Source organism: Castellaniella hirudinis, assembly GCF_042651965.1.
In the GTDB taxonomy this organism is placed as follows: Bacteria; Pseudomonadota; Gammaproteobacteria; order Burkholderiales; family Burkholderiaceae_B; genus Castellaniella; species Castellaniella hirudinis.
Genome location: NZ_JBHSDY010000001.1, coordinates 296,262 through 321,960 on the forward strand (window position 1 = coordinate 296,262; position 25,699 = coordinate 321,960).

A 25,699-nucleotide genomic window follows, 5' to 3' on the forward strand; every position below is an offset into this window, starting at 1 on the left:
TTTCCAAGCTTTCTGCACTGCCAAAAGCGAGGACAGCCCCCTCGCTTCCAACGGACCCAGTACCCGCTGAGGCGTGGAGGAAGCCCCTCAGGTTTCGTCCTTCACCACCCCGTCCGGGCCGTTGACCTTGACCGACTCGATGCCTTTGTCGCGGGCGGCCGTGGTGGTGTACATCTCGCTGGTGCCGATGATTTCGCCATTGGCGGCGACCAGCGTGAAATACGCCGACCCGTCCTTGGCCGCCAGGCGGCGGTAACGGGCATCATCCGCGGCGTTCTTGCGCACCGATTCGATGCCCTGCTGGGCAGAGGCCTTGGAGGCGTACCGCTGGCTGCTCAGAATCACCTGGTGATTGCCGGCCCTGAGGTTGAACATGAATTGTTCGCCACTGCGCTTGAGGATGTAATCGCCGCTCATGGATTCGTCTCCGGTTCTTGATTTCCTGGTTTTCCGGGCGGGCGCGGACCGCGTCCGTCCTGGCCTGGACACTATATCGCACGCGGGTCCTGCCTCGAACCCTTGACGAGAACCTTATCGAATTTTGACACTTCAAGCAGGCAGGCACGGACGCACGCCGGTGCCCGTCTATCTCAGCAGCCGCCGGACCCAATCGCCATGGCGGCGGATGTCCAACGCCATGTCTGCCTCGGCGGCCAGTTGGAAACCAGAGAACTCGAACCCCGGCGCCACTGCGCAGCCCACCAGCACGAAGTCATCAGGGTGGACCAGCTCCGCCGCGAACCAGCAGCCGGCAGGCACCACCGCCTGGAACACCGCTCCGGCATGGCTCAGGGGGTCCCCCAGCCGATGCGTGATGCGTTCGCCGTCCGGCAGCAGCACATGCAAGGCCAGCGGCCCGCCCGCATGGAAATACCAGGCCTCGTCCGCATCGATCCGATGCCAGGCCGAATACGCGCCCTGCGCCAGCAGGTAATAGATGGACGTCCCGGCGCTGCGCGACGCCCCCTGGAACGGCACCTGCAAGCCGGAGCGGAAGATCTCGCGGTAATAGCCGCCTTCGGGGTGGGGCTGGAGATCCAGAGCCGCCACCAGCGCCCGCCAGGGTTCGGAATCGCCTGGGGGCGTGGCGCCCCCGGCCGGCTGGATGTCAGGCACGGCCGCCCATCGCCTTCTCGATCTTTTTGTCGGTGTTGTACTGGCTGAGCGCGTAGACCGCCCAGATCGCCGCCGGAATCCAGCCGATCAGCGTGATCTGCAGGATCAGGCAAATGATCCCCGAAATGGGACGGCCGATGGTGAAGAAGGCCAGCCAGGGCAGCAGCAGGGCAATGAGCAGACGCATGTCGCGGGATCCGGTGATTAAGGGGTGGGGTATTTTACGGGGAAGCGACCAGATGGCCGAGGCGTCTGGCCGAGTCCATCGATCAGGCGTCAAGTGCCAAGGCAGATACGATCAGTCGCGGAAAACGTCTTCCAAGGTTTCCGCATCCAGGATGTTCAGCAACCAAGTCTCCAGCGCAGGGCACCGGGCAGATCGAACCCGTTGCGTAGTGGCCTCGTCCACCGGACCGAAGCGACGTTCGATCTGGCGCAGCAGCGTATTGGCCTGTGTTTCGTCGCGGACGACGCGCTCAAGAGATGTCACATATGCCATCTTGTTTTCCTCTGTCAGAGCTCGAACTGCCTGCATGTATTCTGGTTCCAGATCGGTAGGCAGTGCAATCATCCAGTCGATCAGCCGATGGATCTGCACCGCAACATTGGGGCCATAACCGTAGCGCCGCAATCCCCGAACCAACTCGAACTTCGGCCTCAGCCGAGTACGTTTGTCGGGGTGGTGGTTGGCTTGCAATTGCGCCATGATCAGCACGGCAAACGGGTTGCTTGGGGCCAAGGCCTCCAGCTCGTCCCACCGGCCTCGCCAGCCTTCCAATTCTACGACAGGAAAAACGACGCAGCGCCTTGCGGCCCGGCAATCGGCCCTCGACCTCAATATGAATCAGCAGCCAGGCGTCCGCCCCGCTGCGCAGCCGCACTTGCACCAGCTTGTCCACGAAGCGCCGACCCTTCTTGCCGGGAAAGGCGATAGCCTGCAGTTCCTTGTCCAGGAACTGGGCCGGCACCGACCAGTCTATTTTTGCGTGCAGCCGTGAGGCCAGGAGCTCGATGGCCTGAGGGAAAAACCATTCAAGCCCACTCTTCCAGGGACTATCGTGATCATCCGTCGTGACGGCAGCAGGGGGAGACGTATTCCGGGCGGGCATTGCGGGCTTCCTGACAGGGAAGCCCTCATTCTGTTCATGCTCACCCTGCCCTGCTAGACGGGGATATACGAACGGATAAAAAAGCCATGGCTAACCATCCCCCTGGAGAACGTATTCCGCCAGGAAGCGAACACCTTTCACTTCCTCAAATAGCTTTTCCTGCCACTATCCGAATAACAGTAGCGCCCGCCCCTGGGACCCGTGCAATAGGTGCCTGCACGGCACGAACATGCGGCCTCGGAAGAAGCAGCACCTGGCATCGGGGCTGCCGAACGGCCGGCCGGAGCGGGCGCGAAACCGCCGCCACTCGATGAAGCGCTGCACGAGCGCTTGCTGGCGCTGACCGAGCCGTCGTTGCACACAAAGGCTTCACCCTGGCAATGCGAGATTCCGCCTTTGCGGCCGCTGCAGGGTTTATTGGCAGCCTCGGCGGGCGGGTGGTTGAAGGCTGCACAGGCCAACAACAGGCCGAGAGAGACCGCCCGTCTCATGCAGGAAGCCACCCCTGCCGCCATGACGACCTCAGTCCTCCGCCTCATCCAAATGGAACTTGTGCATGATGCGATGCGCGATCGGCGCCAGCACGACGCCCAGGGTCGCCATCACCACCAGGCCGACGAAAAAGCCGTAGACGGCGGAAAAGATCTTGCCGCCGGATGTCTCGGGCATCACATAGGTGCCGATGCCGCCGATGACGAAGGCTGCGTTCATCAAGGCATCATGCCAGTTGTGGTCGCCAAAGAACTTGTGGCCAAACGCTCCCACCAGCAATGTGACGCTCACCAGCAGCAGGGCATAGCCGGCGTGCAGGATCAGGCGGCGGCGGAAATGCGCGGGATGCAGCAAAGGATCATTGCGGGATTCGTACATGGGAAGCGCCCCCTTTTTATGGATCATGGACACGCCAAAACCAGGACGCCTCGCCCCCCAGAGGGCCGCCTGAATGAAATCAGGGACAGTCTACCCAATATCTTCCAGAACGTAAGCAACGCCGATCACGGCGCTCAGATCCGCTGCCTGGCATGATCATTTTCGTGCCGCCACGAAAATGATCGCCCCCCGCTTCCCTCTACCGCGCCCCCTCCCCCGTCAGCACGATCCTGACCGTCTTGAACACGATCAGAATATCCAGCCACAGCGAGAAATGCTTGATGTAGTAGAAATCGTGCTGGATCTTGATCCGGGTCGCATCGGCGTCCCCGGCGTAACCTTGCATCACCTGGGCCCAGCCGGTGATGCCGGGGCGCACGACATGGCGGTAGATGTAGAAGGGGATCTCGGCATCAAACTGATCCACGAACACACGCTGCTCGGGTCGAGGGCCGATCAGGCTCATGTCGCCTTTCAGCACATTCCATAGCTGGGGCAATTCGTCCAGGCGGGTCTTGCGGATGAAGGCGCCGACCCGGGTAATGCGGTCGTCGTCATCGCTGGCCAGTCGGGCGCCGGCGGCTTCGGCATCGGTGCGCATGCTGCGGAATTTGTAGATACGGAAATCCCGATTACCCAGACCCACACGGTTTTGCACGAACAAGGCCGGACCGGGGCTGTCCAGGCGGATCGCCAACGCCGTGAGCAGCATCACGGGCAGAACCACTGGCGCGACAAGCACGACGCCCAGGATATCGATCAGGCGCTTGCAGACCGTATACAACGGCGACGGCAACAGGGTTCCGACCTCATTTTCCGACAGGTGATCGATCTGGACTCGCCCAGTCAAAGTCTCGCGCATCCGGCGCGCATGAAAGACGGGGATATGCGACAGGATGCACTGCGCCAAGAAGCGTTCCCACATCGGTCCCAGGTCTGGCGCCTCCAGGTCCGCCACGACGGCGTCATATCGAACCCCCTCCAGATCAGGGACGGACAAATGCCGGATTTGCAGGTTCCGGGTTGCATCAAGCCCATCGACCCTGCCGCTTGGCACCACCGCCAACTTCAGCTTGCGGTACCTGCTCCCCAGGAAATGACCGATATAGCACCAGCCCAAGGTAAGCAGGTAAGCCAGCGCCAGGATCGGTCGGGAATAGGGGCTACGACTGAAAAACAGCAGCGCAAACGACAACAGGAAGACGACGGTCACCACGGGCGCGATGTAGGCCATGACGACGCTACCGGAGTAATGCCCCAGCCGCCGCAAGGCGAAGATGATGACCACAAAAGACAGCACCACGGCCAGCAGGGTGTTGACTCTGACCGGATCCATGGCACGCCAGAACGCCCCCCCCCAGCCCAGCAGTGCGGGAATCACCGCCACCACTAAGCAGCCGGCGATCACCTGAAACGGCCACCCCAGCAGCATGATCTCGTACCAGCGCGAGTGCCTTCTTTCGTAGGGGCCAGCGGGCACCTGCTGACGGCTAGGCTGCCGCTTATTCATGTGGGTCTCCAAATGTGCGGCAATTACCGTCCACCAATGCCGGCCTTACGCCAGCTTGACCATCACGATCTGGTCAAGGACGATACTTTACACGCTCCATCGTTCAACCAGGCGAATGCAAGCATCAGGATCAAATACCCCCATTCCGACATCTCCGAAGAAAAGGTATGCAGCATCAAGCTGAACAGATAGGCCAGGGCCGCCCCAGCCGATGCCACCACAAAATACGTATCCTCGGATCCGGCCATGCCATTGCGCAGCACTCGCCCGATCGGCACAAGCGCCGCAACAATAAATCCCAACATGCCCGCCAGCCCCAGCACGCCGAAATCCGCCAAAGTGCCCAAATAAGCATTATGCACCGGCATGGCGACACCATAGCCGGAGTCCATGATGGTGGCGCCAAACCCACAACCCAAAGGCAGGCAATCGACTGCGCGCCTGGCCCCGTTGCGCAGCAACCGGATGCGCTCGGGATCACCATTGCCCAGACGCGTCGTGGCGACAGGATCGACGGCGGTTTCCACCAAGGCCTCGGCCTTGCCCATGAAAACGCCGCCCGCCCCAGCCGCTGTCGGCGGGGGCAGCGCACTGGGACCATGCCCCAGATAGCCCACGCCCGCACTGAACACCAACAGACCAAACAAAGCCGGCACACAGGCAGCCAAGGCTGGTCTCGCACGTGATAAGGCGGCCCAATCCCGACGCCAGGCCAACAACGCGCCGAATGCCAGGACCGTCATGCCCAGTACCAATATGCCTGTGCGCGTGCCATCGATCACGACCAGAAAGACACACGCCGCAATCGCCAGGCCGTTGGCCAGCCAATCCCGGGGCCGGATCAGCATGTCCGCCAGGAACAGCGGCATGAAAAAAGCCCCGACCTTCCAGATCACGCCCGGCCAGGCCAGAAAGCTGCCTTCGCGGCCCGCCGAACCCAGGTCGATGTAATAGCCGTACGGCGCCGCCTTGGAGGCGAAAAACACCCCCACCACAACGGCCAAGACCCAACGCAGAATGAATACTCTATTGCGCCAGCTAAGGCCCACCGTCAAACACCAGGCGATGCAGCAGCACGCCCCGATGACAGCAATCTTGATGCCATGGTGCAGCGAGATCATGCTGTGATTGTCCACGGCCGACAACACCATGCCCAGAACCAGTACAACGAACGATCCCCACACCCAGGCGGGCGGCATGGCTCGTCTCCAACCCAGATCAGAAACGGACCATGAGGCGCCAATCACCGACGACGCCCACACCCCCCATAACCCCCAATACCCCAGGGGAGTCACAACATCCCGCAAGCTCCCCAGCGCGGATAAAAGCAGACCCAACGCGAGCAGCAATGATAAGAAAAATCCACGATGAACCATTTACAACACAAGGCCTCTGAGTGACTCACCCACATCCTAGTGAATCCCCGGCCGGATAATGTAATAGGTTCTTTTATTTATAATCAGATTATCCCGAGATGTTTTCCATGGTTTTTTGATGCAAAGAAAACCATTTTGAACCAATCGTCTTTTCCCGCACAGGTGATGCCGGTTGATTTCAACCCGCACTCAGCCGGCGCGCGGCGGTTCAATCACCGCAGCAGCCAGGCCGCTAACTTCTGGTTGATCTTTCGCACATCAAAACACGCCTCGGCCATGCGGCGGCTGGCCCGGCCCATGGACGCGACCCGTCCGGCGTCCTTCAGGAATTGCCGCATGGCGGCGGCCAATGCGTCCGCGTCGCGCGCCGGCACCCGATACCCATTGACACCATCCCGCACCGTCTCGCGGCAGCCCGGCACGTCGGTGGTGATCACCGGCCGCCCCATCGCCATGGCCTCCTGGGTGCTCAGCGGCACGCCCTCGCGGTACGAAGGCAGGACGAACACGCTGGCGCGCATCAGCCAGGGCCGCACCGGCACATAGCCGGGCCATTCCAGCAGGCCCTCATCCGCCCAGGCCTGGACTTGCGCCCGGCTCAAAGCTCCGGGGTTGGAATCGAGACCGCCCAGCAGCACGAAGCGCGTCTGGGGATAGGCTGCTTTCACCTGGCGCGCGGCGGCGACATATTCCACGATGCCCTTCTCGCGCAGCAAACGCCCCACCAGCAGAAAACACATCGGCTCGGTCACCGGCGGCGCCTCGGTCCAGACCTGCAGATCAACCCCGATGCCGCCCAGCAGCACGGATTTGTCACGCGCCGCCAGACCCTGCTCGACGAATTCCCGTTGATCGTCCGGGTTCAGGAAGACCACCCGATGGGCGCGCCCCAGCGCGACGCGGTACAAGGCCCCGACCCCGCTGCGCAAGAGGCGGCGGCGCCAGCCCGGCCGTTCGCCCGAGGGCGTGAACAGATAACCAGCACCCTCGACCATCGCGACACGCTTGGGAACACCGGCCAGCCAGGCCGCCAGCGTGCCGTAGATCATCGGCTTGGTGGAAAACGCGAACACGACGTCGGGCGCCAGGCGTCGCAGGATGCGGACCAGACCCACGACGTCCACCAGATCACGCAACGGATTCATGCCGGTGCGCCGCAGACTGTAATCCACAGGCTCCGCACCCAGCGCGGCCAGTTCCGCGCGCGTCGCCGCATCGTAGTCCGGCGCCAGGCAGCGCACCCGCACGCCGGACGCCGCCAGGTCGCGGATCAGCGGCCCCCGGAATTTCAGCAGGTCCACCGCATGGTGGGACACGATCACCAGGCGCGTCATGACGGCGCGCGCCTGCGATCGGCCGCCGCCTTGATCGCGCAATACACCAGGCACTGCACGCTGCGGATGCCCGCCTTCAGCCTGTCCAGCCGGCGCGGCTCCCGGCCGATCTGCGCCGCGTAGAACAAGAGAAATCCGCCGGGGTTGCGCCGCAGGTGCGCGTGAAAGTTCCGGGTATAGCCATCGTCCAGGTATTCACACACATAAATCGCCCGGTCCAGATAAAACCAGACCGGTCCCCGGTCACCGATCTGGTTCCAGATATAGAGTTCGGGCACGAACCTTTCCCCTGGAATGACCGGGAAAGGCAGATCCGCCATGACGTCCCGGCGGAATGCGTAGGCCAGATCGCCCCGCACCATCCGCCCTACCTGGCTGGGCGCCCCCACGAAAGGGGACGGCACGTCTTCGCAGGGCAGACCCATCAATCGCCCCTGCGGATCCGCCCGGCGAAAACACACGCCAGGCACGAGACGAGGCGCTTGCGAGGCCTGCGCCACCGCATCCATCATGCATTCGACCGCATCGGGCGTCAGATAATCGTCGCTGTCGACGATGAAGATCCAATCCCCCCGCGCCGCCCGCACCCCGGTGTTCAGGGCCACATGCTTGCCGCCGTTGGCCTGGCTCAGGCTGCGCACCGCAAACGCGGATGTCTGCGCCCGGCACGACTGCAGCCACGCCGCCGTGTCATCCGTGCTGCCGTCGTCGATCACCAGCCACTCGAAATCCCGCCGGGTCTGTGCGCACAGGCTTTCATATAAAGCCGGCAGGGTCTGCACGCGGTTATAGGTGGGTGTCAATATCGTCAGCATGCTCATTGCCCTTCGTACAGCCGCAGCCACCCATCCACGCTGCGCTCGATGTCCAGGTCTTCCGCCCTGCGGCGTGCGGTGGTCACCATGGCCGAACGCCGTCCAGCCTCCATCGCAAACGCCTCATCCAGTGCATGACCCAGTGCAACCTCATCATCCACAGGCACCAGGAACCCCGTCCCTGCCATCACCTCAGCCACCCCGCCCGCATCCGTGGCCACGACCGGCGTCCCGGACGCCATCGCCTCGGCCACCACCAAGCCAAATCCCTCGAAATGCGAGGCCAGCACAAAAACGTCCGCCGCTCGCATCAGATCGGGCACGTCCGAGCGCGAACCCAACAGGACGACACGATCCTCCAGACCCAACTCCGCACACTGCTGTTGCAAGGTCGCGCGCAAAGGGCCATCGCCGGCAATCCATAAATCGACATCCGGCAGCCGCTGCGCAAAACCCGCAAACACGCGCAGCAAACCCGCATGGTTCTTCTGCTCCGCCAGACGGCCCACCGACAGCAGCAACCGTCTAGTCCGGTCCGGAAACAAGCGATTGCGGGCATCGGCCCGCCGCTCGGGGTCGTCGCTGAACAGGCCGACATCGATCCCGTTATGCACCGCCAACATCCGCCCCCTGGGCACCGCGCCATTGCGCTCAAAGGCTTCGACCGCCTCCTGGCTGACATTGGTCGATACATCCGCCAGACGGTCCGTCACGCGATAGGCCAGGCTGACCCAGCGCCCCCCTTCGTTGGTATTGTGCGCCGTGCATACCAGACGCCGCATCGGGCTGATCATACGCACCAGGCGCGTCAGCAAGTTCGCATGCACCATATGGCTATGCACCACATCCGGCCGCCACTGGCGGATCACACGTCCAAGATGCAGGCAGCCGCGCACCAAACCCGGCAGCGACTTCGTAAACCCCAGGGGGAACAAAGCCACCGCCGCAGCCGGCCGGACCTCGACATCCCCCACCAGGTAGGCAATCGCGACGTCATGCCCGCGCCCCGCCAGCCGGTCGGCCAGATCGACCACCTGCCGTTCCGCGCCCCCCAAGGCCAAACCTGTCGTCACCAGCAAAATTCTCATCTGACTCCTTCCGTACCCGCCACATCCACGGCCTGCGCCATCTGCTTGCCCACACGCACCGCCATGCACAACATGATCACCCACAAGATTGCTTCGACCCCCACCAGTCCGGCCGCCATGCCCACGCCACCATACCGCAGGGACAGGCCGGAGCCCAAGACCACGCCCAGGATCGAAAACCCGGAAATGACATAACTGGCGGATTTCGCGTGCCCCGCCGGGATCAGCAGCACCATGGCGATGCTCTGGTTCAAGATCCGCAAGGGCGCCACGCCCAGAAGCACGGCATAAATCAGATGCGCGCCTGGAAAGCCGGCGCCCAACATGACATCCAGCACCCAGGGTCCCACCCATGCCGCCACCGCCGTGCCGGCCAGCACCGTGACACTCACACCCAACAGCACCATCATCGGCACACGTGCCGAAACCAACCCCGTTCCGCCACCGGCCAGATGCCTGGAGAAAACGGGAAACACCGCCGACAAAAACGGCATGGCCAGGCTGGTCATGCCTTTGATCAGCTTTTCCGAAGGCGCAAACTCTCCCACGGCCTGCTTGCCTGAAGTCAGGCCCAGAAACACCGGGATCGCCGACATCACCAAGGTGCTGGAACTGCGATAGACAAAAAAATGGAAGCCTTCGCGAATCTGGCGGCATGCGCCGGCAAAATCCCAACCCAAACGACCAAGCCCGCGAAGGCACCAGCCATTGGTCAAGACCGTGTTCAGCAAGGGCGGAATCGCCAGGACCGGCAAGGCCAGGAAAAAATCATCGGCTGTGCGCACCACCAGCGCCAACACCCCCAGGCCGCACAGCCGCAAGCCCACATCCAGCAACGCGGGTCCGGCCATCTTTTCCCTGCCCTGGAAATACCACATCGGACTGAATCCGAAAGCCAGGAAATAAGTCAGGACGAACAGCAGCAATGCAGGCTGGCCCAGATAGGCATCCATCAGACCCAGCACCCAGAGCAGGCAAAGCAAGCCGACCAAGGGTGCCGCCAGCAACCCCTTTGCCAACGACACCTGAGAAAACAAACGGGTCAGATCCTGTCGCTGATCGCGTACCAAGGCCGCCTGATGCGCCGCATTCAGATTGAACCCATATTCGACCAGCAGCGAAGCCGTCAATGCCAGGGCCTGGCAAAACAGGATCTGGCCGTACTGCGCGGCCCCCAGCGCACGGGCCAGGATCGGAATCTCAAATACCGGGACCAAGAAAGAAATCAGTTGTACGACGTACAAAGCCCCGGCATTGCGCGCGACCCGATTGCGGACCGAATCTGCCGGCATCAAGTGCCCTTGGCCGGCGCCCACGCAAACGCGAGCATCAGGATCAAGTAGCCCCATTCCGACATCTCGGTCGTGAAGGTATTGAGCATCAAGGCCATGCCATAGGCCAGTGCGGAACCTGAAGCCGCTACGACAAACAGCCCCTGCTCCGATCGGTCTCCTTGCCGCAGTACCCGCAAGATCGGCAGCACTGCCGCCATCAGAAAGCCCAGCATGCCGGTCAGACCCAAAATACCAAAATCCCCTAAGGCTGCCAGATAGGCATTATGGACGGGCATCAACCCCTTGGTGCCTTCGATTTCCGTCCCCGTCATTTTGAACCCACAGCCAAAGGGCTGGCAGGGGCCAACCTGGTCCAGACTGGCCCGCAGCAACTTAACGCGAGCGGGGTCCCCCGCACCGATCCGGGTCTCGAAGGTTCGGTTCAGGGCACCTTCCAGGACCCGCTTCGACTCAACAGCAACAGTGTTGACTCTATCCTGAGCAGCGGACACCACACCACTACCGGCGCCATGCCCGCCCAGCCACAGATTCACACCGGTATTGAGCAACTGCAAAGCCAGCAACAAAACGGCCGCCGCCCCCATCCACCGGAGCTGCCAGCGTAACATGCCCCAACCGCCACGCCACGCCAAGAAGACCAGAAAGCCCATTCCAATCGCCATCACCAGCAACAGCCCCGTCCGGCTGCCATCAATCAGCACAAGGAAGATACAAGCGGCAATCATCAGACTATTTCTGGCCCAAGCAGAGGGAGTTCTGACCGCATCCGCCAGAAATATCGGTAGGAAGAAAACTCCACCCCGCCACAGCACCCCATACTCGGCCAAGAAGCTGCCTTCTCGAGTCGCCCAAAACAGAATCTGACTCGTTGGACTCCAAACCTTGGTCATAGCGAGGCCAATAAACGCCACCACTATTGCCCAAATCATCGCTACGATCAGGCGGCGCCAATCCAGCCAAGGAACCAGGCGCCACATCGCCACAAACATGAGGGCGATCACGCCAATCTTGACTGCCTGATAGGCGGAAACCCAATCCCGGTTGACGGCAGCAGAAAGCAGCATGCCAAAGCCCAACACAGCGTAAGAAGTCGTCACCCATACTGGCGGGTGCGGTAGGGTAGTGAAGTCCCCGGCCGTGCGCGTAGCAAACAGTGTCGCTACAGCCCACACCCCCCAAGCGCCCCAATATCCCTGTGCAGTCACAAAATCGCGCAGGCTACCAGACACCATCAGGATCAGAGCCGCCATCAACAATAGCGTACGAAACCGCATCCCTACCTTATTTTCTGGGCTCATACTCCGGCACCCACTGCTTCAGCCCCGCCCGCACATCAGCATCTCCCTGCTGTTCTCTGGCCAGCCAAGCCAACACGCCTTCGTAAAACGCCTCTGGTACCGCACGTGAGCGCGCAATACGCAGTTTCTCGTGTGGAGTCGGCAGCGTCTCCTCCGCGTCGGCCAGCAGTTCCTCGTACAGCTTTTCGCCGGGGCGCAGGCCAGTGAATTCGATGTGGATTTCGTCTTCGGTAAAACCCGACAGGCGGATCATGTTGCGCGCCAGATCGACGATCTTGACGGGCGCGCCCATGTCCAGGACGAAGATCTCGCCGCCTTGCCCCATCGCAGCCGCCTGCAGGACAAGCTGTGCGGCCTCGGGGATGGACATGAAATAGCGGTTGATCTCCGGGTGCGTCACGGTCACCGGCCCGCCATGCGCAATCTGGGCCTGGAATTTCGGGATCACACTGCCCGTGCTGCCCAGCACATTGCCGAAACGCACGATATGAAAGCGCGTCGTGCCGGGGCCATTCTGCAGGACCTCGCACACCATTTCGGCGACGCGCTTGGTCGCCCCCATCACATTGGTGGGGTTGACGGCCTTGTCGGTGGAGATCAGGACGAATCGTTCCGAGCCCGCATCCCGCGCGGCACGTGCCACGGTCAGCGTACCGGCCACATTGTTGCGCACGGCCTGCCAGGCGTTGCCGACTTCCATCAGCGGCACGTGCTTGTAAGCCGCCGCGTGGAACACGACCTGAGGGCGATGCTCCGCAAAGACCTGGGCCATGCGGGATTCGTCCTTGACGTCGCCCGCCAGACGCACAACAGGCACTTCCGGCCGATGCTCACCAAACCACTGCTCGATCATGTACAAGGCGAACTCGCTGGATTCCAGCAGCACGATACAGGCCGGCTCGAAGCGGGCCAATTGACGGCACAATTCGCTGCCGATCGATCCGCCGGCACCCGTCACCAGGATGCGCTTGCCGGTCAGCATGGCGCGCACATTGTCGTTGTCGATCCGCACCGATTCGCGGCCCAGCAGATCCTCGATCTTGACCGGCCGCATCATATTGATGGCCACACGGCCGCTCATCAATTCCGCCAGACCGGGGATCGTGAACAGGGCCGCGCCGGCCTGCGTCGCCAGCCGCGTCACGGTCTGCAGCGCCTCGGCCGAGGCCGAGGGCATCGCCAGGATCACGTGCCGCGCCGCATGGCGCTGCAAAACAGCAGGCAGATCGGTGGTCGCGCCTTCCACCCGGCAACCGCTCAACTCCAGGCCGCGCTTGTGCCGATCATCGTCCACCAGCGCCACGACCTTCCAATCCGGGCTGCGCGCCAGTTCGCGCAACAGCATGGCGCCTGCCGTGCCCGCCCCGACGATCACCACAGGCTTGCGTTCGGCATCGGACACGGGCGCCAAGCGGGACTCCTTCCACAAGCGCCAGGCAACACGCCCACCACCCATGCACATGATCAGCAACAGGGGATAAAGCAGCACAATCGAGCGCGGGATTAGGAGCCATGCCTTGCCGAACACAGCCAGCGCCAGTACGGCGATCACAGATACCCCTACTGCCCGGATCAATCGACTCAGATCCGGTAGGCTGGCAAAGCTCCACATCCCGCGGTACAGGCCCGCCCAGCGGCATGCCACCAACTGCACGACCATCAGGATTAGGGCGCCGTAGAAAATCTCTGCATAAAATGCACGCGGCCACTCCAGATTGAAGCGCAGCATGAACGCCCCAGCCCAAGCCACCAGTACCGCGACCAAGTCAAAAGCAAACACCAGGAAAACTCGAACGTTGATCATGCGACAGCCCTCACGCCGCCGCCTGCGCCATCACAGCGCTTAGAGCCTCGCACGTCTGATCGATATGTTCATCCTGCAGGGTTGGATGCACCAGGAACATCAGACTGGTGTCACCCAGCGCACGAGCCACAGGCAGGCGCGCTGCTGGTCGGAAATCCGTCTCATCGAATGCCCTTTCCAGGTAGATCTCGGAACAAGACCCCGAGTACACCGGCACCCCCTGGTCCGCGATGGCCTGCATGATGCGTTCCCGCGTCCAACCCGGCGCCAGCGCATCCAGGTCCAGGAACACATAGCACTTATAGGCCGCATGATCGATGGAATCCGGCACGTCAGGCACCCGCAGGCCAGGCAGCGCCCGGGCGTGCGCCCAGATCCGTCGGGCGTGCCGCAGGCGCGCAGCCTGCCAATCCGCCATGCGCCGCAACTGGATGCGCCCGATAGCGGCCTGGACCTCGATCATGCGCCAGTTGGTGCCGAACGATTCATGCAGCCAGCGATAGCCCGGCGGGTGCTGACGCTCGTAGACCGCATCCCAGGACTTGCCATGATCCTTGTACGCCCACATGCGTTGCCACAAATCGGTATCGTCGGTCGTGATCATGCCACCCTCGCCGCCCGTGGTCATGATCTTGTCCTGGCAGAACGACCAGGCCCCCACATGGCCGATGGAGCCCACCGGCCGCCCCTTGTAACGCGCACCATGCGCCTGGGCGCAATCCTCGATCACGAACAGGTCGTGTTCACGCGCCAGTTCCATGATGGGATCCATATCGCAAGGCCAGCCCGCCAGGTGCACACAGATCACCGCCCGGGTACGCGGGGTCAGCACGGCGCGAATCGTGTCGGCCGTGACGTTCTGGGAATCCGGGTCAACGTCGGCGAACACGGGGATGGCCCCCGCATTGACGATACAGGACGCCGAGGCCAGGAATGTGCGGGACGTGACGATGACCTCGTCCCCTGCGCCGATACCCAGCCCCCGCAGCGCCAGATCCAGCGCCACCGTGCCGTTTGCCAGCGCAATCGCATGGCGCGTCCCCGTCCAGGCGGCGAATTCTCGTTCGAATTCACGGCATTCCTGGCCGGTCCAGTAGTTCACCCGGTTGGACAGGATCACGTCACGCGCAGCGTCGGCTTCTTCAGGGGTGAACGAAGGCCAGGGGGGAAAGGGAGTATTCAGCACGTTGGTGTCCAGCAAGTCGGAAGCAAGGTATTGTAAGTCGTCATCTACGCAACAATAGTCTAGATAAGCCTTATACTTAAACGTACTATTTGAGCAGAGGGCGCGCAGGGTTACCGACAACAGTCACGCCCGCTGCGACATCCTTGGTCACAACAGCCCCCATGCCCACCACCGCACCACGACCAATCCGCAGAGGTTGCCCAGGTTTCCCTTGGCGCAATATCGCACCAGTACCAATGTAAGCATGGTCTTCGACAACTACGTTGCCATTGCACATGACACCTGGCGCAAAAGTGACAAAATCTCCGATCACACAATCGTGCGCCACATAACTATAAATGTTGGCATGGAACTGACGACCAATACGGATATTCGACGTCAGCGTGACAAAGGCGCACAAAATTGCCCCTTCCCCCATTGCGACATCATCCAATTGCACCATATTGCCCGCACGTATATCCCAGGGAGACACCCCGCAGTCGCGTAAGCGATTCGACAATTTCTCTCTGATGGCCCCACTGGCAATCGCCAGGGATACAAACCGTGCACCTGCGGGTTCGTCCAGGAACGCCTGCCATGTCAACACCCGATGCCCATTCACCTGCGGCATCGGAGGCTCATCATCGATAAACACCAAGCGATCCAAAGCTATCCCGGCTCGTGCCAAAGACTCCCGTCCCAAGGGCAACACTTCGCGACCGAAACCGGAGGCACCATAAACGGCATATAAAGGCTCATTCATATTCTTTCCTCTCAGAAGGCGTCCCAGTAAATCGGGCCATGGTCGCCTCACCGGAGGCGCTGATGCCATCACGCCTCAACACCCGCATGACCGTCATCCAAAGAATTTTCACATCTAGCCAACAGGTCCGGTGATCCACATACCAGACGTCCAGCGCAAATTTTGCTTCCCAACTGATGGCATTGCGGCCATTGACTTGTGCCCAGCCCGTAATACCGGGGCGCACCTCATGTCTACGCGCCTGTTCCGGAGAATAAAGCGGCAGATACTCCATCAGCAGGGGGCGCGGCCCCACTAAGCTCATGTCACCTTTCAGCACATTCCAGAGCTCGGGTAACTCATCCAAACTGGTAGATCTCAGCAAGCGACCAAAAGGCGTCATCCGCTCTGCATCCGGCAGCGGTTGTCCATCCGGCCCCATGGCATCTCGCATCGTACGGAACTTGATCATACGAAAGGAACGCCCTTGCAAGCCCGGCCTCACCTGATGGAACAGCACGGGGCTGCCCAGGCGACGCCGAATCATCCAGCCCAGAACCAGAAGCACCGGTGACAGGATGAACAGCCCCAATCCCGCCCCCAAGACATCCAACATTCTCTTCAGCACGAAATGCGATCCTCTACCGAATTTACGAGACGCTTGTACCCAGCACGATCAGTCAAGGGCATTTCGTAGTACTCCAACGATACGCTCCTGCTGCTCAGTGGACAGGCCCACCCAAAGAGGCAAGCGAACAAGCCTTTCAGACTGTCGAACAGTGACCTCAAGCTCGCCATGCACCCGACCATAGCGTTGCCCACCCGGCGAGGAGTGTAGAGGAACATAATGGAACACTGAATAGATGTCGTGCTTCTTCAGATCCAAGAGCACCTTTTGCCGATCAATCTCAGGTGCCAACAACACGTAGTACATATGGGCGTTGTGTTGACAATCCGTCGGGACGACCGGACGACGCAGCAGCCCCTTCTGCTCAAGTGGTTCCATCAGTTCATGATAACGCTGCCAGATCGCCAAACGCTGATTGGTAATCCGTCCCGCCTCTTCAAGTTGAGCCCACAGAAAAGCAGCAATCAGTTCACCAGGCAGGAACGAAGATCCCACCTCCTGCCAGGTGTATTTGTCCACCTCGCCTCGGAAGAAGCGGCTACGGTCCGTGCCTTTCTCGCGGATGATTTCGGCACGCATCGCCAGGGTAGAATCATTGACAAGCAATGCACCACCTTCACCCGAAATCACGTTTTTGGTTTCGTGGAAACTGTAAGCACCCAAATCACCGATGCTGCCCAGTACCCGCCCCTTGTAAGAAGCCATCACCCCCTGGGCGGCATCTTCTACAACCTTGAGGCCGTATTGCTTAGCAAGCGTCATGATAGTGTCCATTTCGCACGCAATGCCTGCATAGTGCACAGGTACAATGGCCCGAGTACGAGATGTGATAGCAGTCTCGAGCAGACGTTCGTCCAGGTTCAACGTGTCTTCCCGGATATCAACGAATACCGGAACCCCACCCCGCAGCACGAAAGCATTGGCTGTGGAGACGAAGGTGTAGGATGGCATGATGATCTCATCACCCGGCTCAATATCCAGCAGCAGAGCAGCCATCTCCAGCGCAGCCGTGCATGAATGCGTCAGCAAGGCTCTTGCGCAGCCACTTTTATGCTCCAGCCATTCATGGCACTGCTTGGTAAAAGGGCCATCACCAGCGAGCATATTGCCAAATTTGGCCTCGGCAATATAGTAAAGCTCTTTGCCCGTCATGAAAGGCCGATTGAACGGAATTTTGCCTGTCATTGCTGTTCATCCATCAACCGGTGCCACTCATCGGCCACATTACGCAAATAATCGCTATACTCACATGTTGGCATCTTTGCAACCAAGGCTTCAAACTGCTCGATGCTGAGAAAACCTCTGTTAAGCGCAGCCTCTTCCGGGCAGCCAATCTTGATCCCTTGTCGGCGCTCGATAGCCTCGATATAAGTCGAAGCTTCGTGCAAGGCAGTGCTTGTGCCAGCATCAAGCCATGCAAACCCCCGACTCAAGCGCTGAACCCGCAGCGTACCGCGCCTTAGGTATTCCAGATTGACATCAGTGATCTCCAACTCGCCTCGAGCAGAGGGCTTTATCGCTTTGGCAATTTCCAGTACATCATTGTCGTAGATGTAGACGCCAGGAACAGCATAATTGCTTTTAGGTTGACGGGGTTTCTCTTCGATAGAAACTGCTTTTAAATTGCGATCAAACTCCACAACTCCGTACCGCTGTGGATCTTTAACACGATAGGCAAAGACGGTAGCCCCACCCTCGAAGCTGGAAATTGCTCGAGGGTAGTCATCTCCGCCGGAAAAAATATTATCACCAAGCATCAGCGTCACACTACTCGAACCGACAAAATCAGCCGCAATCAGAAAAGCCTGGGCAATACCCGCAGGCCTCGCCTGCTCGCGGTACTCGATCGAGATGCCCCATTGCCCCCCGTCTCCAAGTAGCCGCTGATAACGGGGTAAATCGTCAGGCGTTGAAATAAGGCAGATGTCTCTGACCCCTGAAGCCACCAGCACAGTCAAGGGGTAGTAGATCATGGGCTTATCAAAAACCGCTTGTAGCTGTTTGCTGGATATCTGCGTCAATGGGTAAAGACGTGAGCCGGCTCCGCCCGCGAGAATGATTGCTTTCATAGTGTTCGCAAAAATTGTTTTTACATTAACTTAGCTTCTTTGCAACAACCAACCTGGACCCTCCAATAGGAAAATTCAGACCCAGCCGTATCAACACAGATTCAAACCGCATGATCGCTAACAAGCATGCATTAAGCACCCCGGAAATGCGTAATTCCTGTGCCGGGTCGTATTCAGGGCTCTCAATGCTTTGAGACTTCTTCTTGCGCGACAAGAGCATCGCAGGCAATAAAAGACTGACGAACGAAGTCGTGCGCAGTATCGAAAATCCGGCTCGGCGCACCTTTTCCTGCATTTCTTCGCGTCCATACCGTCTCACATGACAAGCATATTCATCGGCCGCACTCCAAAGCCATGAATGCTGTGGTACCGTCAACAACAACAAGCCTCCTGGCTTAAGGGCACGGCTCATCTGGTTGAGCACTAACTCATCCTGCTCGATATGCTCCAAGACGTCGAAAGACCCGATGGCATCAAACTCCTCTACAAAAGGGATATGCCGGGCATCCATCTGCATGAACTCCGCACTTGACACCCTGCTGGCCGCATACGGGAGGCCGCTCAGAAAAATCTCGCTACCGCTTACTGTAATGCCCGGATTGTTGCAGGCAATACCTGAAAGAACAAATCCTGTACCACACCCCACTTCAAGAAAAGAGGTGGATTCTGGTTTGAAGGTTCGAAGCGCCCATAAGATCAGCGCATTTCGAGCACGAAACCAGAAGTTACTTTCTTCCAGTGCTGCCAGTTCTTGAAAATATTCGGCTTTGAACCCCCCACCTTCATGAGCCAGCGCAGGCGCATGAGCGACAAATCCATCCAGTCGGACAGGTTCATACCCGCACACAGGACAAGCCCATCCAGGCGATGTGAAACTGCTTTTGCATTCCAAACATGATTTCATAAACCACCATCTTTTCCAGACGCATCCGGAGCAAAGACGAAATAACGGGATAGCACAAACAGAAAAACAGCTACCACCAATATGGCAATAGCCTGAATATATTGATGCGGATACCCTAACCAATCAACGAATAGCACCAAGATCAGAAGATTTATCAGATAGCCAGCAAGTTGCGCCAAAATGTATCGAATACCGGCTCGACCCAAATGGCCATCATGCTGAAATGTAAACTGGCGATTCGTCAAAAAGTTTATCAGCGCACTTACGCCATACACCAAAGTCACAGTCAGTTTTGGCGAAAGCCCAAAGCCCGTAATTAGTAGATAGGCAGCATATCCCGCTATATTAGTGAAGATACCCACCAGCGTGTATTTGATAAATTGCGAAAGAATTTTCCTTCGCCACAACGACAAAAAAGAATCTAACATAGATATAGCGGTCACCACTCCCTACCCACCTGCTCTAAAGAATTTTCAGCGAACCCCTGAACAACCTCTCTTGAGATGATTCGTCATTCTTTGGCACGAATCTTCTTTTTTATATTTAAGGAGAAAAATATTTTCTCCCCCGTTCTGCTATCTAAAATATAGGCATTTTCCGAATCCTCTAGAAATGTCAGCCCTCGGAGAAGATTAAAAAAATCCGCCCCCCGATAACTTCCATCAAGATCTATCAGACACTTACTTTTAAATCTATCTCTAGAGAAATAATCGCTTCTTGTTTTTGGTTTGGATTGAGATTTTTTAATCCAACCTTCTTGGCCACACAATGACAACTTGTGTATTAAATCATCAAAATTATCATACACTGCGTCATCAATTCTTAGCTGAAGCGTTCTGGCAGAATCGCTCAGATTTATAGGAACTTCTATTTGCATAAAAATCTCACCATCATCAATTTTTTCATTGACGAAGTGGTAAGTAAAACCAGTCATGCTCGCGCCATTAATAATGGCCCAATTAACAGGATAGACACCACGAAACGCAGGAAGAAGGCTGTAATGTAGATTTAGTACGCCTTTTCTAGGGAGACTGATTAAGCTTTCAGGAATAATGTGCTTCCAACTTAAAAGCAAAATCCAATCAATCCGCTGAGAAAAAAAATCCTCCGGAAGTGATGCCTCATAAATAAACAATGGAATGTTCGCCATTTTGCATAGCTCATCCACTCCAGGCCACCACGCACTTCCATTCTCGCATGTAGTGACGACTGCTGGAATATTAATTGAACCGGCAGAGGCATGAACAATAAGCTTTTGCAACAGTCGATAGCCTATTTCGTGATCAACGAAGGGAACAATTTTCTGTGTCATTCACACCTTCCTTACAAGAACCGTGAATTCATACAGGCCATAGTCATGAAGCAAAGCAACCTGGCGAGAATAGCGCCGCTTGCATAAGTCGAACAGTTGACACGGATCAGCGTAGTAGAGATAGTCGCGCTTTTTATCCTCGTCGGAGTACGATGTAAGACAGTTAAAAGCGAATCCCAGGTTGCTGGTGCGGTCCAGAACATCCAATGTGGCCTGCAAGTAATCAAACCACTCGACATCTGTCCGCCCCAGACGTACATTAAAGATACCGCTGGCCACACCGTAGTCAGCTAACCGATCCGGCTCAGCTGAGATAATAAAACGAGCCTCAGAGACGGTGAAGTATCGGCGCTCGGCAGTGCTGATCATTTCACGGGCTACATCTACGCCAAGATATGTGCATGCAGGGTACTTGCCTCGTATATACCCCAGCAAAGCACCATAGCCGCAGCCCAGATCGTTTAGCGAAAAAGAAGCCTTTTCAGGGTCAATAATTTTGCACAGCTGATCAAAGCGGATGGTTTGGCTTTCCTCTCCATTCCAGTCAACGCCTCGAGGGGTATCTCCATGCTCTGCGAGTTTTCCAGCGTAGTACGTCGCAACTTCGTTGAGTAGTTCAGTCTTTTTGTTGTGCATATATCTTTCTTACAATGGTGTAAGGCCGTTGTTTGGTTTCCGAGAATATCTTAGACAAATAGATACCCACCACGCCAATAAAAGAAATCACCATACCACCAAGAAGCCAAATGGATGCCATCACGGAGGTCCACCCACTCATCGGCTTTGCGAGGAAAAGCCAGTGCACAACTAGGTAGGCAATATAAATCAAAGAAAACAATGAAATCGAAACGCCAATATGAAATATTTTCACTAATGGAGCATTACTGAACGATGTCACTGAATTGACCAGCAAAGACATCTTGCTGCGGAAAGTGTACGTGGTTTCACTCGTGTTATGTTTCTTGATTACTTGATCTCGTTGATCAAAGCCGGTGATGTACCATAGGCCCGCTATAAAGATCTCACGCTCATGATGAGACAACAAGGCATCAACGTAACGTCGCGTCATCAAGCGACTAGTCACAGCGTTTTCCGGCAATGCGAGCCCTGTAAGGGCTTTGAACAAACGATAGAACCACTGGCCACTCCAGCGCTCGAACCAATTCCCCTTCCTGGACTCCTGGACTCCATACACTACATCACAGCACTCCTGTTTCATCTGCTCGTCAAACCGCAGAAGCCACTCGGGCTCCTCTTCAAGATCACTGTCAATCAAAAAAATTAAATCCCCTTTAGCATGCGCCAAGCCTGTCATCATCGCTTTGTGATGCCCAAAATTTCGCGACAAATCAACAACAATGACGTTTGAATGCTGTTTTGTGAGTTCGACGGCTAGATCAAGACTATTATCAGGAGAACCGTCGTTAACCAAGATGATTTCAAACTCATCGCCTACCAGAAGGCTGGCTGCAGCACTCGCCCTAGCATGAAATTCGCCAATGTACGCCGAGGACCGATACAGGGTCGCCACGATCGAGAGCCTCATGCGATATACCTCATGTAACGCGGAGCACTCTTGCCGCAGTTAAACAACAGATCAAGGATGGTGACACCATGCATAAATTCACCCCATAGCTGAGGATACTCCGGGTACCCTGCGTAGTCGAACCAAGTAAGCTTAAGCCCCAAGTCGGCAAACACTTTCTCATCCACGTAATCCTTAGCTGCTGGCCCAGAGATGTATTCAGTGCCACCAGCCTGCATACAAAGATCTGCAAGACGCTCCGTCTTACCATCCAACAAAGTGTAGTCCCATGAATTGGTTATGCTTGTTTTGATGTCCAGATAAGCACAGATAGCTTCGATGAAGCATCGGTTTAAACATGACAGATGGGAATAAGTCTTCTCTAGATAGAGAGGCTCCAGCCATGAAGCAATTTCGGTAAAGTGTGGTGCACGACTATAGTTCTGCATCAATGCTTTCCAATGCGCAACCGCCCAGTCCGTACCGTCGACTTCGGTCTCGCGGATTTTCTGATGGTATTTTCCCTTTACCAGCACTGGCACTGTGAGCCACTGAGTTCCCTGAGGGGTTTTGATCTGGTTCCTATTACGCCAGTCACGGCGCGTGTACTGCATATCGTCGTAGAGAATAAACTCATCCACGGCAGCGATCATGTCGAAGTAACCTTTCCATGGAATATAGTTGGATTGCAGGATGGCGATTTTTTTCATTCTTCTTTCTCTTTGAGTTGCTTTTATAAATTGATCAATCTATTGTGCGCAACACCTTTTAAATCACTTGAAAATCAATATACAACCATCTCCCACCACACTAGACATCAAGAAAGAAAGTCAACTTTTATTTCTTTTTCGGCGGAATTGGCACACAACAGTATCCTCCCTCGCGAAACCTCGGAAGATCAAAAAGCGCCACAGGGATGTAATCGCACTTAGCAATCACTCCTGGAGATTTAATACTCTCCAGAAAAGGAACAAGCTTTTCTCCAAGCAGATCACCGCCATATGTTTTCTCTGAAATATACAAGGCGTGAATTGGCTGGCGCAGCTTGTTAAAGGCATAATAGGTCAGGTGATCCACAACCAAATGCTCAGCATCATCTCCTTGGATACCACACTGATGTGCTAATGTTCGAATGGTTTCACGCTGTCTACCAAAATCCAGCACTGGAACTGACAGCCATTGACCAGGCACCGATACCTCGGGTAGATTCGAACGTTTCCACACCTCGGGCACAACATATGCTGCGAAGATAGCCATGCTAGTTAGCGCAAACAACAAATAGGCATTTCTTATTATCTGCACACTCGGCCGCCATAGCCATGAGGGAGCATGCTCTGGCAGCATGAGCAATAACAGCATCAGAACAAGGGGCAAAACCTGGGCCGCTCCATAGAAAGGCCAAAGCTGATAGAAAAAGAAGTTGGCACACAGTCCCAGGGCAAGTGCAGCACCGAGCATCACCTGCAAGCTTACAGACCTACGGCGCAGCCAGATCATCGGCAATCGGAGCAAGCTAGAAGCTAACGCACCAAAAATGACAACCGTAATAAGGAAGCGACTGATTGCAGCCATCCATACCGTAACACCCGAAACAGCCATAGGAGGCAACCAGCCGGATTGAAAGGTCGCGGCAAATACTGCATGTTCGGCAATCTGACCCGGCGCTCTTAAAAAATTACTGCCCCCCCCAAGCAAAAAAGACACTGGAGAGCTAAGCAGTAGCACGGGATTTAAAAAATTGCTGGACAATGCTGCTTGAGCCTCTGGAGCCTCTGAGCAAGCAGACACCGCCACACCCCAGCGGTATGTAACGTAGGCCAGCAACGATACTGCTGTAATAAGCAACAGACGAGTAATGGGGCGACGGGCTACGAACCAGGCCGCCAGCAATACCACAGGTGTAAAAAAAATACTTTTCGGGTGAACGAAAAAGAACGCTGAAGCCACAGGAAGGTAAAATACGATCCATATCCATTGACCCTTTCCATTGCTTTTCTGACTTGCGATGGCCGTCATACAAAAAAACATCAAACCCAAGGTCAGCCATTGTTCAGGCCGCGCCATGACCCAAATGAAGGGGAGCACGCCCAAGGTAAGCAGAACAACCAACGGAGACAGCAGGCGCAGTGCACCACGTACATTGCGAGTGCTACTCCATACCCAAAAACTAAAACCGGCTACTATCACCAACGCCAGAGCAACTCCCGTCAGCCGCAGCCCGAGAGGAGAGAGACTGCCATACAAGACGGAGAAAAATGTAGCGCCTGGATAGTACGCCCAAGGCAACGGTGAGCTGAATGCAGTCTGACATTGAGGTAAAAGCGAACTAGATATGCCGCCCAACTCGAAAAATCTAGCATGTATCCACTTAGTGACAACCTCATCGGAGTACAGTGGCAAGCGAGAGCCAGCAATCAAGAGCGCAACAAAAACGCCAAGAACTAGGGCAGAAAGCAGATCCCCCGCTTGGATCTGATAGCCAGCAGGCCGATGCTCCGTATTTTTATCGGTTTCCATCTTTGGTGAATCGCTGAAAAACTTCCACAAATCGACGAGTACCCACAGACAGAGCCATATGCTGTTGATAATAGGATTTCGCCTTAAATCCCATCTCGGCCAATTCACTAATGCTCATGCCAGCCATATGTTCGGCTGCATCAGCCAATGCTTCCGCGTTCTCTGACTGCGCAACCAGACCGCCGCCAGACTCTCTAATCAGATCAGCAGCATCACCATCCACCGCCATGAGGATGGGTTTCCCAGAGGCCATATAAGCCTGTGTTTTGGAGGGAATAGTGATTTCAAACAAAGGGTCCTTGCGCAAATGCACGAGCAATACATCAGCCGCACTCAGATAATCCCCCACTTCCGACATAGGCACTCGCGGAAGAAAAACAAGATTGCGTAGTTGCATATCTGCAGCCCGTTGCTTGAGCCCATCACTCTCTATGCCGCTACCCAGCATCACCCAGCACACGCGTGAACCACGCCGCTGCAATAACTGTGCAGCATCCAGGACAGTATCCAACGCTTGGGCCTTACCCATATTTCCAGCAAACAAAATCCGAAACTGCTCGGAACTCGGGAAAACTCTCGGCAACCCTCCTTGCGTTGCAAACAACGCCCTCTCATCAGCCCAGTTATATATCACATCCAGCTTGGATTCAGGCACCCTACGCTCTAACAACAGACGCTTGAAACCCGGTGAGAGCACGACGATCTGATCTACTCGCCGATACACCCAGCGGCATACGGCCCCCACCACTCCCAAAGCTCTGGCATTACTGATCATCCCTGTAGCCCGCAAGGTGTCGGGCCACATATCCTGGATGTCATACACCACAGGAATGCGACGCAGCAACCGCAGCAGACTGGCCGTCACCCCTACCGTCAGTGGTGGGTGATAGGCATAGATCACATCTGCGCGTCTCGCTATGAACAAACCATACACCAGGGATGAAGCAGCGAAGCTTACATAATTCAGCACTCGCTTGATCGCAGACCGGCCATGATCAGGAAACAGTGGGACACGGGTAACCCGCACACCATCAATGACTTCACGCTGCAGAAGACGAATACGGTAGCCTGGATAAAGCTTGCCGCTCGGGTAATTAGGAAAGCCCGTAAGCACTTCCACCTCAAAACCCTGGCGCACCAGCTCACGTGCGAACGCGAGGCCCTTTAGAACTGGCTCAGGCTCAAACCATTGGGTTAGTAGTAAAACTCGAGTGACCATGTA

At 57.0% G+C, this 25,699-nt stretch carries 26 protein-coding genes; all 26 read right to left on the minus strand.

Annotated features, from left to right (window positions below):
* Window positions 1-87: 87 nt before the first annotated feature.
* The 26 genes from ACFO0J_RS01505 to ACFO0J_RS01630 all read right to left on the minus strand — a co-directional run bounded on the left by ACFO0J_RS01505 (window position 88) and on the right by ACFO0J_RS01630 (window position 25,696).
* The gene (locus tag ACFO0J_RS01505) at window positions 88-417 is read right to left on the minus strand and encodes a YegP family protein (protein WP_376811292.1); all 330 of its coding nucleotides are present in this window, start codon (window positions 415-417) and stop codon (window positions 88-90) included.
* A gap of 168 nt (window positions 418-585) precedes the next feature.
* Complete coding sequence (locus tag ACFO0J_RS01510; protein ID WP_376811293.1) at window positions 586-1,116, minus strand: cupin domain-containing protein; 531 nt, start codon at window positions 1,114-1,116, stop codon at window positions 586-588.
* Window positions 1,109-1,303: a YqaE/Pmp3 family membrane protein gene (locus tag ACFO0J_RS01515; protein WP_376811294.1), complete on the minus strand. Its 195-nt coding sequence runs from the start codon at window positions 1,301-1,303 to the stop codon at window positions 1,109-1,111. The genes ACFO0J_RS01510 and ACFO0J_RS01515 overlap by 8 nt, the downstream gene beginning before the upstream one ends.
* Window positions 1,304-1,414: 111 nt before the next feature.
* The gene (locus ACFO0J_RS01520; protein ID WP_376811295.1) at window positions 1,415-1,855 is read right to left on the minus strand and encodes a DUF4351 domain-containing protein; all 441 of its coding nucleotides are present in this window, start codon (window positions 1,853-1,855) and stop codon (window positions 1,415-1,417) included.
* Window positions 1,856-2,747: 892 nt separating this feature from the next.
* On the minus strand, window positions 2,748-3,122 hold the full coding sequence (locus ACFO0J_RS01525) for a two pore domain potassium channel family protein (protein ID WP_376811296.1): 375 nt from the start codon (window positions 3,120-3,122) through the stop codon (window positions 2,748-2,750).
* Window positions 3,123-3,294: 172 nt separating this feature from the next.
* Window positions 3,295-4,605, minus strand: coding sequence for a sugar transferase (locus tag ACFO0J_RS01530; RefSeq protein WP_376811297.1), 1,311 nt, complete (start codon window positions 4,603-4,605; stop codon window positions 3,295-3,297).
* 62 nt (window positions 4,606-4,667) lie between these two features.
* Window positions 4,668-5,804 carry a hypothetical protein gene (locus ACFO0J_RS01535; RefSeq protein ID WP_376811298.1) on the minus strand — a complete coding sequence of 379 codons (1,137 nt, stop codon included), beginning with the start codon at window positions 5,802-5,804 and terminating at the stop codon, window positions 4,668-4,670.
* 389 nt (window positions 5,805-6,193) lie between these two features.
* Window positions 6,194-7,315, minus strand: coding sequence for a glycosyltransferase family 4 protein (locus ACFO0J_RS01540; protein ID WP_376811299.1), 1,122 nt, complete (start codon window positions 7,313-7,315; stop codon window positions 6,194-6,196).
* Window positions 7,312-8,130 carry a glycosyltransferase family 2 protein gene (locus tag ACFO0J_RS01545; RefSeq protein ID WP_376811300.1) on the minus strand — a complete coding sequence of 273 codons (819 nt, stop codon included), beginning with the start codon at window positions 8,128-8,130 and terminating at the stop codon, window positions 7,312-7,314. Before ACFO0J_RS01545 ends, ACFO0J_RS01540 begins: the two co-directional genes overlap by 4 nt.
* Before the next feature lie 2 nt (window positions 8,131-8,132).
* Complete coding sequence (locus ACFO0J_RS01550; RefSeq protein ID WP_376811301.1) at window positions 8,133-9,218, minus strand: glycosyltransferase; 1,086 nt, start codon at window positions 9,216-9,218, stop codon at window positions 8,133-8,135.
* Complete coding sequence (locus ACFO0J_RS01555) at window positions 9,215-10,567, minus strand: oligosaccharide flippase family protein (RefSeq protein WP_376811302.1); 1,353 nt, start codon at window positions 10,565-10,567, stop codon at window positions 9,215-9,217. The genes ACFO0J_RS01550 and ACFO0J_RS01555 overlap by 4 nt, the downstream gene beginning before the upstream one ends.
* On the minus strand, window positions 10,510-11,763 hold the full coding sequence (locus ACFO0J_RS01560) for a hypothetical protein (RefSeq protein WP_376811303.1): 1,254 nt from the start codon (window positions 11,761-11,763) through the stop codon (window positions 10,510-10,512). The genes ACFO0J_RS01555 and ACFO0J_RS01560 overlap by 58 nt, the downstream gene beginning before the upstream one ends.
* A gap of 31 nt (window positions 11,764-11,794) precedes the next feature.
* On the minus strand, window positions 11,795-13,615 hold the full coding sequence (locus ACFO0J_RS01565) for a polysaccharide biosynthesis protein (RefSeq protein WP_376811304.1): 1,821 nt from the start codon (window positions 13,613-13,615) through the stop codon (window positions 11,795-11,797).
* 10 nt (window positions 13,616-13,625) lie between these two features.
* Window positions 13,626-14,801: a DegT/DnrJ/EryC1/StrS family aminotransferase gene (locus tag ACFO0J_RS01570; protein WP_376811305.1), complete on the minus strand. Its 1,176-nt coding sequence runs from the start codon at window positions 14,799-14,801 to the stop codon at window positions 13,626-13,628.
* 85 nt (window positions 14,802-14,886) lie between these two features.
* Window positions 14,887-15,543: an acetyltransferase gene (locus ACFO0J_RS01575; protein ID WP_376811306.1), complete on the minus strand. Its 657-nt coding sequence runs from the start codon at window positions 15,541-15,543 to the stop codon at window positions 14,887-14,889.
* Entirely contained in the window at window positions 15,536-16,150 is a 615-nt protein-coding gene (locus ACFO0J_RS01580; protein ID WP_376811307.1) for a sugar transferase, read from the minus strand. The genes ACFO0J_RS01575 and ACFO0J_RS01580 overlap by 8 nt, the downstream gene beginning before the upstream one ends.
* Before the next feature lie 48 nt (window positions 16,151-16,198).
* Complete coding sequence (gene rffA / locus ACFO0J_RS01585) at window positions 16,199-17,335, minus strand: dTDP-4-amino-4,6-dideoxygalactose transaminase (protein ID WP_376811308.1); 1,137 nt, start codon at window positions 17,333-17,335, stop codon at window positions 16,199-16,201.
* Window positions 17,332-18,219 (minus strand): glucose-1-phosphate thymidylyltransferase RfbA, encoded by an 888-nt coding sequence (gene rfbA / locus ACFO0J_RS01590; protein ID WP_376811309.1) that lies wholly within the window; start codon window positions 18,217-18,219, stop codon window positions 17,332-17,334. Before rfbA ends, rffA begins: the two co-directional genes overlap by 4 nt.
* Window positions 18,220-18,244: 25 nt before the next feature.
* Complete coding sequence (locus ACFO0J_RS01595; RefSeq protein WP_376811310.1) at window positions 18,245-19,123, minus strand: class I SAM-dependent methyltransferase; 879 nt, start codon at window positions 19,121-19,123, stop codon at window positions 18,245-18,247.
* The gene (locus ACFO0J_RS01600; RefSeq protein ID WP_376811311.1) at window positions 19,120-19,551 is read right to left on the minus strand and encodes a GtrA family protein; all 432 of its coding nucleotides are present in this window, start codon (window positions 19,549-19,551) and stop codon (window positions 19,120-19,122) included. Before ACFO0J_RS01600 ends, ACFO0J_RS01595 begins: the two co-directional genes overlap by 4 nt.
* Before the next feature lie 83 nt (window positions 19,552-19,634).
* Window positions 19,635-20,435 carry a formyltransferase family protein gene (locus ACFO0J_RS01605; RefSeq protein WP_376811312.1) on the minus strand — a complete coding sequence of 267 codons (801 nt, stop codon included), beginning with the start codon at window positions 20,433-20,435 and terminating at the stop codon, window positions 19,635-19,637.
* Window positions 20,436-21,071: a class I SAM-dependent methyltransferase gene (locus ACFO0J_RS01610; RefSeq protein WP_376811313.1), complete on the minus strand. Its 636-nt coding sequence runs from the start codon at window positions 21,069-21,071 to the stop codon at window positions 20,436-20,438.
* Entirely contained in the window at window positions 21,052-21,966 is a 915-nt protein-coding gene (locus ACFO0J_RS01615; protein ID WP_376811314.1) for a glycosyltransferase family 2 protein, read from the minus strand. Before ACFO0J_RS01615 ends, ACFO0J_RS01610 begins: the two co-directional genes overlap by 20 nt.
* A gap of 11 nt (window positions 21,967-21,977) precedes the next feature.
* Window positions 21,978-22,670, minus strand: a complete 693-nt coding sequence (locus ACFO0J_RS01620; protein WP_376811315.1) for a WbqC family protein — start codon at window positions 22,668-22,670, stop codon at window positions 21,978-21,980.
* A gap of 127 nt (window positions 22,671-22,797) precedes the next feature.
* A complete protein-coding gene (locus ACFO0J_RS01625) occupies window positions 22,798-24,477 on the minus strand; it encodes a hypothetical protein (RefSeq protein WP_376811316.1) in 1,680 nt (559 codons plus the stop codon).
* Window positions 24,464-25,696 carry a glycosyltransferase family 4 protein gene (locus tag ACFO0J_RS01630; RefSeq protein ID WP_376811317.1) on the minus strand — a complete coding sequence of 411 codons (1,233 nt, stop codon included), beginning with the start codon at window positions 25,694-25,696 and terminating at the stop codon, window positions 24,464-24,466. Before ACFO0J_RS01630 ends, ACFO0J_RS01625 begins: the two co-directional genes overlap by 14 nt.
* Window positions 25,697-25,699: the final 3 nt, after the last annotated feature.